Genomic DNA, 14,293 nt, shown 5'->3' on the forward strand with positions numbered 1-14,293 from the left:
TTCGGAATTAGAGCACAGGGCTCGCAACACCCCGCCCGCCACTGCCTAACTCCTCTTGCAATTCACCAGACACTGCCGGCACCTAGTGCCCGCGGTGTTGTTGTGTTTTTAGCTTCGGTGCCATTGAAAGGAAAGGAACCAGACATGTCCCTTAAAAATGAAATCAAAGATGCCATGAAAGCCGCCATGCGCGCCAAGGAAAAAGAGCGCCTGGGTACCATTCGCATGATTCAGGCTGAGATCAAACGCATTGAGGTCGACGAACGCATTGAAGTCGACGACGCTCGCCTGCTGGTGATTCTGGATAAAATGTGCAAACAGCGTCGCGATTCCATTACCCAGTACGAAGATGCCGGCCGCGACGAACTGGCTGCGATCGAAAAGCAGGAAATGGCCGTCATTCAGGAATTTCTGCCCGCCGCCCTGAGCGAAGCTGAAATCGAGCAGATTGTTACCGATGCCATTGCCAGCACCGGCGCCGAAAGCGCACGCGACATGGGCAAGGTCATGGGTATCATCAAGCCACAGATCCAAGGGCGTGCCGATATGGGCGCTGTCAGTAAAATCGTAAAAACCAAACTCGGCTGATTACCAAACGGGCAGCGGCCACAAGCACTAGTGGCCGACGCCGGTTGCAAGTAGACTGGACTCATGGCCGGCCTGATCCCCCAAGCGTTTATCGATGATTTGCTGGACCGCATCGACATTGTCGACGTGGTGGATGCGCGCGTAAAACTGAAAAAATCCGGCAAAAATTACAGCGCCTGCTGCCCATTCCACGACGAAAAAACCCCGTCATTTACCGTCAGCCCCAACAAGCAGTTCTATTACTGCTTTGGCTGCGGCGCCAGTGGTACCGCCCTGGGTTTTGTGCTGGAACACGATCGCCTGAGCTTTCCCCAGGCTGTGGAAGAGCTGGCCAAAATGGCCGGCGTGGAAGTCCCGCGGGAAGCCCGGGAAGACTCCCCCCGCCAAAAAGAAAGACGCACGCTCTACGAGGTGCTGGAAAAAGCAGACGCCTTTTATCGCCAGCAGTTACGGCACAGTCCAGCGCGCCAACACGCCGTTAACTACCTTAAACAGCGAGGCCTTAGCGGCGAAATTGCTCGAGACTTCGGTATTGGTTACGCCCCGCCCGGCTGGGATAACCTGATGAAAGCCCTTGGCCTGACCGAAGAAGACAAACATCTGCTGGCCGAAGGCGGCATGCTGATCGAGCGACCGGAAGACAAACGCCGCTATGATCGCTTCCGTAATCGCATCATGTTCCCCATCCGCGACACCCGCGGCCGGGTTATCGGTTTTGGCGGCCGGGTGCTGGGGGACGACAAACCCAAATACCTGAACTCACCGGAAACACCGGTGTTCCATAAAGGCAAAGAACTCTACGGCCTGTTTGAAGCCCGCAACGCCCATCGCCAACTGCCGCGACTGCTGGTGGTGGAAGGCTATATGGATGTAGTGGCCCTGGCCCAGTTCGGTATTCGCTATGGCGTGGCTACACTGGGCACCGCTTGTGGCGAGGACCACCTTGCCCGCGCCTTTAAGTACACCCAGGAAGTGGTCTTCTGTTTCGATGGTGACGCCGCCGGCCGCAATGCCGCCCAACGCGCCCTGGAAAACTCACTGTCCTCGATGCAGGACGGACGTCAGGTCAAATTCCTGTTCCTGCCCGAAGGCGAAGACCCGGACACCTTGGTTCGGCAAGTGGGCGCGGAGAAATTTACCGGCATGATCGACATGGCGGTGCCGCTGGAAGACTTTTTGTTCGACAGTGTCTCCGACGGTATCGACATCCAATCGATGGAAGGACGCGCACGCCTGAGCAAACGCGCCGCACCCTTACTGCATCAATTACCCGCAGGTATTTTTCGCGAACTGATGTTTGCCAACCTGGCGCAGCGCACCGGCTTACCCCTGGATACACTGATGGAGCTGGTAGAAGCACCGCCGGAGGCGAGACCGACTGAGCCAAAACCAAGACCGCCAGAGCCCACGGAACATAAGAGCCACTCAACGAGTCCGCAGCATACCGACCCGGACTTCCAGAGCGCCCCCATGGAGCCGGAAAACTCCGGCAGCGGTTACTACCCCGATTACCTGGAGGCTGGACCCGCAGAGGCACCGAAAGCAGGCACCCCACAATATCGCGGCCCCCTGCATCTGCCACCAACCAAACTCCTCTGTGCAATATTGCTGCAACATCCGGAGCTGGCCCCCAGCACGCCGGACATCCCCGAAATCAGCGCCAGCGAGCAGGAAGATCTGGTGGTTTTCACGGAACTCCTGGCCCTGCTCCGCCAGCGCCCCAACTACAACCTGTCGCGTATCCTGGGCCATTGGCGCGGCAGCAAGGGCGCCGCCGCCACCGAAGCGCTGGCACAACTTGCGGCCACCGACCTGATCAGCCATGCCCGACAGGCGGAAAGCTACGATGGCCGCCAGGAATATCTCGACACCATCACCCGCCTGGAGGATCGCTTGCAACAGGATCGTCAAAAAGCGGAACTGGAAAAACTCAGTCGTAAGAACTTTAATGAACTGAGTGAATCTGAGAAACAACAGATTCGGGACTTCCACACTCAAAACCAGGCCAAAGGCCGCTAAATTCGGGGCCCGCCCCCAAAAAACCAGCCCATTTGGGCAGCACCAAACCAGGATGTATAAAAAATCGCCTTAAGCACTTGAATTTCTAGAACCTGGGGCAATATATGGGCTATAATTCCGCCTTTTTCCGTCCCCCGGATTCACCAGCCAGTTTACAGGGTCCCGAATGTCTGATAACGCCCAGCAACAGTCACGTATCAAAGAATTGATCGCCCGCGGTAAGGAGCAGGGTTACCTGACCTATGCCGAGGTGAACGATCACCTGCCTGAGGATATTTCCGATCCGGATCAGGTGGAAGACATCATCCAGATGATCAACGATATGGGCATCCAGGTATTTGAGACTGCCCCGGATGCCGATACCCTGCTGATGGCTGACGGCGATTCTTCCGCTGATGAAATCGCCGCTGCCGAAGCCGCCGCCGCCCTGGCCGCGGTAGAGACCGAAGCCGGTCGCACCACTGACCCCGTGCGCATGTACATGCGCGAAATGGGCACCGTCGAGCTGCTGACCCGCGAAGGTGAAATTGCCATCGCCAAACGCATCGAAGAAGGTACTCGCGAACTGATGCACGCCATGTCTTACTGGCCTGGCACCGTACAAACCCTGATCGATGAGTACAACCTGATCGAACAGGAAGAACGTCGCATGCCAGACGTTATCGCCGGCTGGCTCGACCCCGCCGAAGATGTTCCCTCCGCAATGCAGCAAGCAGCGGCAGCCGCAGAATCTCAAGCGCAAGAGTCCGACGAGTCTGACGACAACTCCGACGATGACGATGACGAAAACTCCAGCGGCGTCGACCCGGAAGAAGCCAAGCAGCGCTTTGGTGAACTGGCCGAGCAACTGGCTGCCGTTACCGCCGCACTGGAACAGCACGGTCGCGACAGCAAAGAAGCCGGTGCCGCCATGGAAGCCGTGGGCGAGACCTTTAAGTACTTCAAGCTGCCTCCGCGCCAGTTCGACCCCATGTACAACGGCATTCGCGGCGTCCTTGATCGTGTTCGCGCCGAAGAGCGCCGCATCATGGAACTGTGCGTCAGAAAAGGCAAAATGCCGCGCAAGACCTTTATCAAAGAATTTCCCGGCAACGAAATTAAGGAAGACTGGATTCCCAACATCATTGCCAAAAAGCGCGATTATTCTGACAGCATCAGACCGGTGCGCGACGAAATTCTGCGCGCTCAGCGCAAACTAAAGCAGATTGAGGAAGAAGCCCAACTCGAACTGGCTTCTATTAAAGAGATCAACCGCCGTATGTCCATCGGCGAAGCCCGTGCACGCCGCGCCAAAAAAGAAATGGTTGAGGCAAACCTGCGTCTGGTGATCTCAATCGCGAAAAAATACACCAACCGCGGCCTGCAGTTCCTGGACCTGATCCAGGAGGGCAACATCGGTCTGATGAAGGCCGTGGACAAGTTCGAATACCGTCGCGGCTACAAGTTCTCCACTTACGCCACCTGGTGGATTCGCCAGGCGATTACTCGCTCCATTGCCGACCAGGCACGCACCATTCGTATTCCGGTGCACATGATAGAGACCATCAACAAGCTCAACCGTGTCTCTCGCCAGATGCTGCAGGAAATGGGTCGCGAGCCAACGCCGGAAGAACTGGGCGAACGCATGGACATGCCGGAAGACAAGGTGCGCAAGGTGCTGAAGATCGCCAAGGAACCCATCTCCATGGAGACCCCCATCGGCGACGACGAAGATTCGCACCTGGGCGACTTTATCGAAGACAACACCATTACCTCTCCCGTGGAATCCGCCACCTCACAAGGCCTGGAAGAAGCCACCAAGGAAGTACTGGCCGGCCTCACCGCCCGCGAAGCAAAAGTCCTGCGCATGCGCTTCGGTATCGACATGAACACCGACCACACCCTTGAGGAAGTGGGCAAGCAGTTCGACGTAACCCGTGAGCGTATTCGTCAGATTGAAGCCAAGGCACTGCGCAAGCTGCGCCACCCAAGCCGCTCTGACCACCTGCGTGGTTTTATCGACGAGCAACCCTAAGCTCGCACAGTCGCCAGTTAAATTCAGGCTGGCGCGAGACAACGGGGAGCTTTATAATGCGCCCCGTTGTTAAAACACTTCTCTTGGGGCCCTTAGCTCAGCTGGTTAGAGCACTCGACTCATAATCGATAGGTCCACGGTTCAAGTCCGTGAGGGCCCACCATCTTCCCCGGATTGCATAGGCTGCAGAGCCATAGAGCGCACGACTCTATAGGCCACAGAGTCTATCGCTCCGACTTCAGACCGGAGACTTCGCCCATGGTTATCGTACGCGCCATCCTTGGTTCCCTGATTCTGTTCTTTGACTGGGTGTTTACCCCTCGTGGGATAAAGCGGGATATGGACGCCCAGAAGCAGCTGGATGCCCAGACCAGCGGGTTGACCCTGTATCAGTACAAGGCGTGTCCTTTTTGTGTGAAGGTGCGTCGGGCGATTAAGCGGCAGTCCCTGGCGATTGAGACTCGGGATGCCAAACGCTGTGATACGGCTCGGGGTGAGCTGGTTGCTGGCGGCGGACGGTTGAAGGTGCCTTGTTTGCGGATTGAGGAGGCTTCCGGGGAGTCCCGCTGGATGTATGAGTCCGGGGATATTATTCGGTATCTTGAGGGACGGTTTGGGCAGGTAGCCTGACGGTTGCCGCCCAAATTCAACACCTCCATATACCCACCTTCCAACGGGCCACGTCATGAATCGCCGCAAGAAGGCCAAACAGATATTCGAGAAGAAGCTGAAAAAGGCCAAAGCCAAGCTGAATCCCAGGAAGAAGCCCCGCTATGTAGCCAAGGCTGACCGGGAGAAGGCTGTGGAAGTCGAGCCAGAGGGTTAGAACTGGATCTTGGTTAGCGTTGGCTTTTTCTCCTTCCTCCGGTTCAAAACACTATGTTGGTCGGCATGATTGCCTCATAGCCATGAAACTGTTCACCTTTTTGACTCTACTGTCCGGCTCAGTGTTGGCGTCAGACGCAAAGCTGAAGCCATTCACAAGCGACGGCTGTAGTGCATTTCCAGATGGAACCTTGGAACAACGCCAGCTGTGGCTGCAATGCTGCACTGAACATGACTACGCCTACTGGAAGGGTGGCACCTACAAAGAACGCGAAGATGCCGATTTTGCCCTCAAGGCCTGCGTGGAGAAGGTGGGCGAAGAGGAAATCGCCCTACTGATGCTTGCCGGGGTTCGCGTGGGTGGGACGCCTTTCCTGCCGACCAAGTTCCGTTGGGGTTACGGTTGGCCATATCCCAGGTTCTATGGGGAGTTGTCTCAGGAGGAGCTACGGCAGGTTGAAGACGCTGCCAAACAAGCCAGTGGGACACCATAGGCCCATCCGCCACCTGTTCGATTTTTGATCACCATTTCCCTCCAGCTTTTACTTCAGCCAATAAAAAGCCCCGATCAATGTCGAGGCTAAAGCAGTCATGAGGAGAGAGTCATGAAATCTGTATACTCTGACCGGGGGATTTGGGGATAGTTCCCGGGCATTTCAAAAACGGTAAAATCTTTCCCCCTTACTATGGCATCAGCCAACCTGTGCAAAGCCCAAGTAAGCCATTTTTATTACTCCGCAAGGGAGAGCTTAAGCGCCCCATGGTGTGGCATCTCTATATAAACCCACTTGCCAACTCTTAGCCTGGTAACATAAACTTTGTGCCAGAGATGTTATGGATATATCAGCTGCACTCTGAAAGGACACTGAATTGGCCTTCTTGAACCCAATTTTTGCAAATCGCAAGACCTCCACAACCATCCTTTTGGAGGGGGGCGTAATACCGCCGACCAAACCAGACGAAAAGCTCTATCGCTGGCACGCTAAGAACGCGCCCGGAAAGAATCTGGCTGTTCTGTATAAGTTAACAGAAACCGCATCATACCAATCAATACACAAACAATATTTGAATTCCAACACAGTGAAAAGCCTCGGAACAACGATCGTGAGGCTTCAGCCAGTATACTCATGAGCAACCTAGGCAGACCTTAAACTTATTAGCGGAAAGAATATGGAAATTGTATACGCGCTTCTACACCCCATTAGCGAACAGAAGGACTCCCGCTTTCTAAGACCAAACATGCCTGCCGCGCTTCTATCCTCTTACGCAAAAAAGGTTAGACCTGCAAAGGACATCCATACAATCATTGATGAAAATCAAATTTCATCTTTAACAACAACGGAAGATATTGCCAACCACATTTCGAGTTTTAATCCGGAAATTGTGGCATTTTCGGTATACGTTTGGAACCATCTAGAAACCAAGCTAGTTTGCAATTTGATAAAGAACAAACGGCCTTCAACAAAAATCGTCTTAGGTGGCCCCGAAGTCGCGTTTGAGACGCAAAACGCTTTGAACAATTTCAATGCTGATTGGATATGCACAGGAGAAGGTGAAATTGCATTCACCGACCTCCTTGGAAAGCTCGATTCTGACCCCTCCTTCAACGAGAGCATCGATGGCATGCTTTGTAGCCGCGCTTCCAACCACAAGCACTACTCCAAAAGCCCAGCGCCAACTGTCGATAACCTTGACGAGATACCATCGCCGTTCTCTGATAGCTCACTGAAGCTGAGCAAGGGTTCGTGGGTAGACCTTGAGTCCATGAGAGGCTGCCCTTTTTCCTGTAGTTTTTGTATGTACGGGAAAGGATATGGAGGAATGAGATACTACTCCATGGATCGTGTGAACGCTGATCTAAATTCTATTAAGGCGGCCGGGGTAAGCGATGCCTACTTCCTAGACCCTACTTTTAACTTACCCAAAGATAGATGCATCAAGATTTGTAGACTAATCAATGAAGTAAACGCAGACAAGAGCATTTCATTTCACGTAGAAGCTCGAGCTGAAATTATAGATGAAGGCATGGCAGATGCGTTTTCTGAAGCGAATATAGTTTCAGTAGAGGTTGGCTTACAATCGAGCGACAGCGATGTCTTGAAATTGATGAGCAGGTCTCTCGTTAGAGACAAATTTGTTGATGGATGCAGGCTTCTACGTGAGCGAGGCATCAGAGTCGACATAGGCATTATAGCTGGGTTACCTGGAGACAATTCAGAAAAACTATTCGACACTATAGAGTTTGTTGGCTCCAGAAATCTCGGCCACATCTCAGTATATCCGCTCCAACTACTTCCTGGATCAAACTATCAGATAAACGCCGACAAACTCGGTATACGCTATAACCCTCATCCCCCTTATCTAGTAACCTCAACAAATGAGCTGAATGCTAGCGAGCTTTCCGAGTTGACACTACAGGCGAATGAATTCGCAGAGCAATACAACCGCAAGTATCTGTCAATCATGGACGTGTCAATTTCGATGAAACACAAAAAGAAGAAAAAGAAAACGAATGAAAACTTCAGAAAGCTCAAAGCATCTAAAGTTTTGCAAAGATCGGCGATAGGCATTTGAATAGCAACATTTATAAAGCTCTATGAACAAGAAAAAAATCATATATTGGTCAGGTTCAGTCATTTTCTTTCAGGTGATGGCGGCTATTGCACAGTACTCCAACACCAATGAAATACCGACTTTGGAAATGCAAGCCTTAACTCTAACCATTACGGTGGGTGTCGGGTTCCTACTCGAAATTCTCTTAATTTCAATTAGAGAGAACTTCGAAACTTTCCAATCCAATCTTCAGTTAAGTGTAGGCACCACAGGTGACGTAATAAAAGACGAGGCCAACAAAATCCAATCAGGCCTGAATAACACTAGAGATGAAATCAAAAGCGAGATTAATGAGGCTGTAGATAGCTTACTTGGACGGGAATCCAATATCGCCAAAGTTGAAGATAGTGTTCTGCGCGATATCTTGGTAGAGGAACAGAAGGACATAGAAGGAAACATTAATAACGTAGTGCAACATGATAATACGATAACTATACAATTAAATAGGCTGTGGGAGTACGCCGAAAAATTTTTGAGAGCTTCGTCAGAAGTTCGCGCTGTTGAAGTAGACATTATTAGATGGGTTAGAGATGCTAGAGCAGCCTCATACGTAAACTCACACAACACCATTCATGCAAACAAAAACTTGATCAGAATTTTTACTGTTGGTAGGAATGTCACCAAGTCGGATTTTGATGCTTTTGTCAACTCAATCCGAAATGAGACAAAAGACTATAGAGTCATATTCTATAAAGACATCGTACCCGCTAAATATAGGGCGATAGATTTTGCGATATATCACATGAAGGACAATGGACATGTTTTGCTTACAGAAGAATTTCATGTAGAAAACTGGATCACGGCTTCGAAGGGCGACATATCAACCTGCAAAGAAAAGCTGAAAAAGCACGAAGAGATATTCACAGTAATCAGCGACAACCAAAATTGTGCTCGTATATCTGACAGCGATTTTGACGAAAAAATGAAAAGAATTCGAGACCAGCTATCCTCATCACCGGAATGGCAATAAATAGCTCCATGTGGTTGAGCATGGGAGAAGACTTTCACACAGAACCATCCAATATTCACCATCTGGAATTTGTATAAAGTTCCATAAAAGCCTGGCAAAGGTTAGGAATTAGGGCAATTCTCAACCACTTTTAGACCACAGCGGTTCCGTTCTTTGTCTCCAGAGCAACCCCAAATCATCAACACTACTTCTTCCACCAGCTTATGCTGCCCATCAGTTGATGGCTACAGTATTTCAATTGAATTACGGCCGATGTCTTGAGCAATTCGACTTGCTGTATGCATGAAGAATATGGGGCCACATAGCTACGGCACCACCCCAATTAACGATGCAATTCGCAATTATGAGCCTGATGCTTCCATCACCTCAGGATGATAGGAAAATTCATCTAGCTCATCCAGAGCATTGGGATACTTATTTCTGTGCTTGTGCAGAATTGCTATAGCTGATTTTATCTCGATTGCGTCACGGGAAGATATTTCATTATCTTCCTTTGACGAGAGATGCGTCAACTGACGTCGAATAAAATCCATATTGATTTTCGAGCCGGGACACGATTTTTTAGTTCGATATCGGCGATCAATGACCTCCTGGTCCACAAGGTCATTTAACTCACAGTGCCCGATGACCTTTTGAACCGGAATGTCGTATCGTCTTGCTAGCTCAGTGATGAGCATATATAGGCTCTTGTATTGCTCATCTGTGAAATCCTCATAATCACCATGGCCAACGCAACAAATTCCTAATGACCGATCGTTTATACCCAATGCATGTGCGCCTTGCTTATCCTCAGCGCGACCGACCTCAATAGTTCCGTCCTTTTTTTGGCTGTGGCGGTTATTTAAAATAACAAAGTGATAACCGATTCCTGACCAACCTCTGTCCCTATGCCAACCATCGATTCTATCCTTGTCACAATCACTGCCACGATATGCCGCAGTATGGATGACTATATACTCTGGTTTCATGATTCAATTGCCCCTATATATCCTGGCAGGCTGTAATCTCGAACAGTGGCTTCTGGCTCCGACTTTGAAAACCAGCTCGCTTCACAACACAGCCGTTCTAGAACGGTTTTAACCCCCCGGTTACAGCCTGCTTAATCCCGAAAGCCACGGCTTTGCCGACATCCTTTCCATAGGAGTTGGCTTTTTCTTTGATAGAATCAAGCTCTTGTTTCAATGCAGAATTAGCCAACATCAATTCATCAATTTGACCAGAAAGCTCTGGCGCCTTTGCTTTCAGGGATTCCGCGATAGCATTTACCATTTCTACGCGCTTGTTCGCTGCGTTGACTCGTTCGAAAACGCTGTTCGCATCTGCAGCAAATAATTCCGAGTAGTTTTTGCTTTCCGCCTCCTTGGCAACGGTATCGACATGTGACTTGAATTCATCAATATAGCTATTGATCTGTTTCTCTAACTTCTTTCGGGTTTCGTCAGCAGTTTTCCTGAATTCTTCGCTGACGTAGGCGTTAAATAGCTCTTCATTCATTGTCATTTTTCATGCTCCCTCTATTCATTTGAGCAACCTCCCTACCAATTGGGCAACAGCATCACGGCTCAAATCGGATAGTTGATCCTTAATCGCCCCTTCTCTTTCCGCAATCGCGTCCTTGGTTCGTTTCTTGACATCATTTAGGCTATCTATGTGCCGCTTAAGGAGTGAATCCAATAGCTCCTGCCCTGATTTTTTGAGATCAGCCTTGCTTGGAACGTCTACATCACCGCTGTTATTCAGGCCTATCACTCCATCTTTGAAACCTTTAATCACAACAGATGGAAGACCCGCGCTTGATAGTGGGTTGTTTATGTTTAGGTAAGTAATGGCATTGGTATAAGCAATCTCGTTCACCTTAATCACTTTTTGAAGAACAACATAGGTATCTTCTATACCTGAAACCTGATCAATAACAACCTTTTCGATCTCCGACTTTCGTTGTATGCGACCTTTCTCCAGTTCAACTTCAACACGTGCTTGATATTCATTAAGACGACGGTAGCCAGTTTTCTTCACCTCTTCCATCTTCGTCATGCACATGTCAATGCTGCCGCTCTCTATTTCACCTTTCCTTACAAGGCGACCAAAGTAATCCGCAGCAGCCCTTGCCGCCTGCAGCTGCAGCTTTGTGTTATTTTTGAATTTGATGCTTTCCCTGTGCATCTCGAGCGCCCGCTTTTCTGCAGCTTTAGCAGATTTATCAACCGCCTCCATTTCCGCTTTGATCGTATCCAAGCATTTTTCCCGTTGAGATCTTAATAGTGCGGCGAGCCTTAGTTTTGCGTCCGATATATCAAGCTTCAACTGCGTCAACTGAGCTTCGTGCAGACGATCAATTTCCGTAGTCAAGCCCAATGCCTGAGCATTCCGCTGCTCGTTAACAATAGAAACCAGAGCCTTGTCTCTTTTGTCCATGGTTTCAAGGTGTTCTCCGACTGCTTTGTTGAGCTCGGTCTGGGCCTCCACCATCTTTACAAATTCTTTCTTTGCCACACATGCGCTGAGCGCGAAGCAACAAGTCAGTAGCGTCAGTGCTTTCCATTGTTTTTTCATTGCTTATTCCCTGATTGAGGAGAGCTATCCCCTGGCTATTTTGTCCAACCTTGCTTTGGATACGGTCTCATTCTGAATATGCTCAACCTTGGTTAAATTTGCTACAGCCATGCGCATATTGGATTCCAGATTGCTTAGGGAGTCATTCTTCAATGGCAGAAAATGAGGCTCGGGAACCAGGTCAGCCAGCGCAAGCTCTGGTTGTTTTTGGGTTTTGATGGAATCCACTAACTTGTTAAAGAATTGCCTTATCCGCAGAGTAATCGACTCTGACATGAATCCCAGGAAAAAAGCCGCCACCAGAAATGCTGGCAAGTTGTTCAAATTGGTGATTTCGAAATTGGCGATTCCGGCCGAGACCATGGCCAGAAACACTACACTGACGAAAGGAGCAATGATCAATCTCGGAATCATGGTGATATAAACTTCTGAGCTAAATGGCAAGTCCGCTTCTTCAGTTCGGTCTTTGGCAACCCTGATCAGCCAGACAATATTGTTGATGAGCACACCAAACCACGTCCAGAAGATAAGATGGAACACCCAACTCCGCTGACTCAGCCACTGATAGGAAAGATAGGGCTCCATGGAATCTATATAGAGCTGAACACGCTCCAGATATCTTTGCTCAAGGCGGTATTGGCTTTCAACCAACGCGAACATTGCATTGAAGTCATCCAGAGTGCTGGATTCCCCCAGATACCCTTTCTGGTTCATTTTGGGTAAACGTGCATTCTTTTTCAGCTCATTAAGCTCTTCGTAGAATCCAATAGGATAGAACACTTTAGCGGCATCCTTGGTTCCACTGTCAACAATCAACTTGAATCCGCCGGACATGTCGGGAAGGAAGCTGTAGTTCATTCTTTGGCTTAAGAATTGGTTGGCCACTTTAGCCGTAGATAGTCGGCTTTGTATCAAGGCTGTTTTTGTATCATCAAATTTTGCTTTGATTACACCGTCTATTTTTTTTATTTCAGCCGGTTTGATTTCCTTATTGAGTTCATACTCCAGCAGCTGCACTTCCAGAGTTTGTGCACTAACCTCCAACCCTTTCTGAAAGATAGTCTTCGATTCAGATTTACAGGGATTCTCACAATCTTTGGCGCCACTAGCTACAAACGTGGCATAGACAAGCAGCAATATGACCAACAGGACGGAACTGAAAAGCCAGGCAGAGGTTGGTGATGCAAATAAGCGTTTGTAAGCGGGAGCCTTGCTCAGTAGAACCGCTTGAGCCAGTCGATTCAGTGATTCAGCTGAGGTTATGTTGTTGGCGCGCCTTTCACTTTTTTCATCCGTGAAGTCTGACATCGGTCAATTCCCTTTTCGCCTCATCGTCAAAATATAGCCCAACTTTGCAAATAGTAAAGTCCTTTGGGCATCGTTTTCACAGCAACTTAAATTCCTCTACAAAAGCTTACCCAAGGCACAGAGGCATCGAAGCACCACACGCACAATTAAGTACATATGTACCACTTCAAAGCGCACAATAGCTGTACGATCATACCAATACCAACTTCAACTAAACCTTGTGAGTCCTTTGACCTTGTATCAGCACAAAGCCTGCCCGTTTTGTGTAAAGATGCGCCGGGCGATCAAGCGGCAGCCACTGGCGACTGAGACTCGCGATAACAAGCGGTGTGATACCGCTCGGAGTGAGCTGGTCGCCGGGGGTGGTCGGTTGAAGGTGCCTTGTTTGCGGATTGAGGAGGCTTCCGGAGAGAGCCGCTGGATGTATGAGTCTGGGGATATTATTCGGTATCTTGAGGGAAGGTTTGCTGGGTGAGTTCGCCCAGGCTCACGCCTCTCTGCCCTTCGGTACGCACTATCCCTTGCAAACCACAAATAGCTCGATGCGCATAAAACTCCTAATCGGCCTGATGCTTCTGTCAGGCTCTACCTTCGCATCTGACGCAAAGCTGAAGCCATTTACCAGTGACGGTTGCAGTGCATTTCCGGATGGCTCCCTGGAACAACGCCAGTTGTGGCTGCAATGCTGCACCGAGCATGACTACGCCTACTGGAAGGGTGGCACCTACAAAGAGCGTGAGGATGCCGACTTTGCCCTCAAGGCCTGTGTGGAGAAGGTTGGCGAAGAGGAAATCGCGCTGCTGATGCTTGCCGGGGTTCGCGTGGGTGGGACGCCTTTCCTGCCGACCAAGTTCCGTTGGGGTTACGGTTGGCCATATCCCAGGTTCTATGGGGAGTTGTCTCAGGAGGAGTTACGGCAGGTTGAAGACGCTGCTAAACAAGCCAGAGGGAAACCATAGGTCCACCCTGCCAGCTGTTCGATTTTTGATCGCCCCTCCCCTTCCAGCTTTCTTCAGGTAATAAAAAGCCCCGATCAATGTCGAGGCTAAAGCAATGTCATGAGGAGAGAGTCATGAAATCTGTATACTCTGACCGGGGGATTTGGGGATAGTTCCAGGAAATTTCAATTTTTTTCAACTTCAGTCCCAACCGAGACCAACCGATCGAATTGTATAGCCGATCATTGCAGTTCTTGACTTTCAACAAATACCCCGAATAATAGTAAGCGCTACTGGCTTGCTATGACTCTGATTGTTGTAGCTGGTTGAGCATGCCACGGCGTTTTTCAAGACAGATGTCACCATTAGTTCATTTTTTACGCTGCTTTCTCACACTCATGGTCCGAGTTATCCGGGTTTAGTTCGACCTCTTTGATGTAATCCCACTTCCTAGCCTCTCCAGAC

Annotated in this window: 14 protein-coding genes and 1 tRNA gene; 11 read left to right on the top strand and 4 right to left on the bottom strand. The window is 49.9% G+C overall.

Translation table 11 applies throughout. The features are described from left to right. Positions 1–144 precede the first annotated feature (144 nt). The 9 genes from HBA55_RS33910 (at position 145) to HBA55_RS33950 (ending at position 9,029) form a co-directional block, all read left to right on the top strand. Positions 145–588 (top strand): GatB/YqeY domain-containing protein, encoded by a 444-nt coding sequence (locus HBA55_RS33910; RefSeq protein WP_167000180.1) that lies wholly within the window; start codon positions 145–147, stop codon positions 586–588. A 63-nt stretch (positions 589–651) separates the two neighbouring features. Further along, positions 652–2,607, top strand: a complete 1,956-nt coding sequence (gene dnaG, locus HBA55_RS33915) for a DNA primase (protein WP_167000181.1) — start codon at positions 652–654, stop codon at positions 2,605–2,607. 166 nt (positions 2,608–2,773) lie between these two features. Next, on the top strand, positions 2,774–4,621 hold the full coding sequence (gene rpoD / locus HBA55_RS33920; protein ID WP_167000182.1) for an RNA polymerase sigma factor RpoD: 1,848 nt from the start codon (positions 2,774–2,776) through the stop codon (positions 4,619–4,621). Positions 4,622–4,707: 86 nt separating this feature from the next. After that, a tRNA-Ile gene (locus HBA55_RS33925) sits at positions 4,708–4,784 on the top strand. Between the two features lie 95 nt (positions 4,785–4,879). Continuing rightward, entirely contained in the window at positions 4,880–5,251 is a 372-nt protein-coding gene (locus HBA55_RS33930; protein WP_167000183.1) for a glutaredoxin family protein, read from the top strand. A gap of 55 nt (positions 5,252–5,306) precedes the next feature. Further along, complete coding sequence (locus HBA55_RS33935; RefSeq protein WP_167000184.1) at positions 5,307–5,447, top strand: DUF2986 domain-containing protein; 141 nt, start codon at positions 5,307–5,309, stop codon at positions 5,445–5,447. 82 nt (positions 5,448–5,529) lie between these two features. Next, positions 5,530–5,940: a hypothetical protein gene (locus tag HBA55_RS33940; RefSeq protein ID WP_167000185.1), complete on the top strand. Its 411-nt coding sequence runs from the start codon at positions 5,530–5,532 to the stop codon at positions 5,938–5,940. Between the two features lie 676 nt (positions 5,941–6,616). Then, a complete protein-coding gene (locus HBA55_RS33945) occupies positions 6,617–8,020 on the top strand; it encodes a B12-binding domain-containing radical SAM protein (protein ID WP_167000186.1) in 1,404 nt (467 codons plus the stop codon). A gap of 22 nt (positions 8,021–8,042) precedes the next feature. Further along, the gene (locus HBA55_RS33950) at positions 8,043–9,029 is read left to right on the top strand and encodes a hypothetical protein (protein ID WP_167000187.1); all 987 of its coding nucleotides are present in this window, start codon (positions 8,043–8,045) and stop codon (positions 9,027–9,029) included. A 341-nt stretch (positions 9,030–9,370) separates the two neighbouring features. Here the strand turns inward: HBA55_RS33950 and HBA55_RS33955 are convergent, their stop codons facing one another. The 4 genes from HBA55_RS33955 to HBA55_RS33970 all read right to left on the bottom strand — a co-directional run bounded on the left by HBA55_RS33955 (position 9,371) and on the right by HBA55_RS33970 (position 12,890). After that, the gene (locus tag HBA55_RS33955) at positions 9,371–9,997 is read right to left on the bottom strand and encodes an N-acetylmuramoyl-L-alanine amidase (protein ID WP_167000188.1); all 627 of its coding nucleotides are present in this window, start codon (positions 9,995–9,997) and stop codon (positions 9,371–9,373) included. A 97-nt stretch (positions 9,998–10,094) separates the two neighbouring features. Continuing rightward, on the bottom strand, positions 10,095–10,529 hold the full coding sequence (locus tag HBA55_RS33960) for a hypothetical protein (RefSeq protein ID WP_167000189.1): 435 nt from the start codon (positions 10,527–10,529) through the stop codon (positions 10,095–10,097). Between the two features lie 18 nt (positions 10,530–10,547). Further along, positions 10,548–11,582: a hypothetical protein gene (locus tag HBA55_RS33965; RefSeq protein ID WP_167000190.1), complete on the bottom strand. Its 1,035-nt coding sequence runs from the start codon at positions 11,580–11,582 to the stop codon at positions 10,548–10,550. Positions 11,583–11,606: 24 nt separating this feature from the next. Continuing rightward, positions 11,607–12,890: a hypothetical protein gene (locus HBA55_RS33970; protein WP_167000191.1), complete on the bottom strand. Its 1,284-nt coding sequence runs from the start codon at positions 12,888–12,890 to the stop codon at positions 11,607–11,609. A 220-nt stretch (positions 12,891–13,110) separates the two neighbouring features. Between HBA55_RS33970 and HBA55_RS33975 the strand changes: the two genes are divergently transcribed. Both HBA55_RS33975 and HBA55_RS33980 read left to right on the top strand, forming a co-directional pair. Continuing rightward, positions 13,111–13,365 (top strand): glutaredoxin family protein, encoded by a 255-nt coding sequence (locus tag HBA55_RS33975; RefSeq protein WP_338109503.1) that lies wholly within the window; start codon positions 13,111–13,113, stop codon positions 13,363–13,365. Next, on the top strand, positions 13,316–13,849 hold the full coding sequence (locus HBA55_RS33980; protein ID WP_240946437.1) for an FAD-binding oxidoreductase: 534 nt from the start codon (positions 13,316–13,318) through the stop codon (positions 13,847–13,849). The genes HBA55_RS33975 and HBA55_RS33980 overlap by 50 nt, the downstream gene beginning before the upstream one ends. Positions 13,850–14,293: the final 444 nt, after the last annotated feature.

The sequence above is a fragment of the Pseudomaricurvus alkylphenolicus genome, assembly GCF_011683955.1.
In the GTDB taxonomy this organism is placed as follows: Bacteria; Pseudomonadota; Gammaproteobacteria; order Pseudomonadales; family Cellvibrionaceae; genus Pseudomaricurvus; species Pseudomaricurvus alkylphenolicus.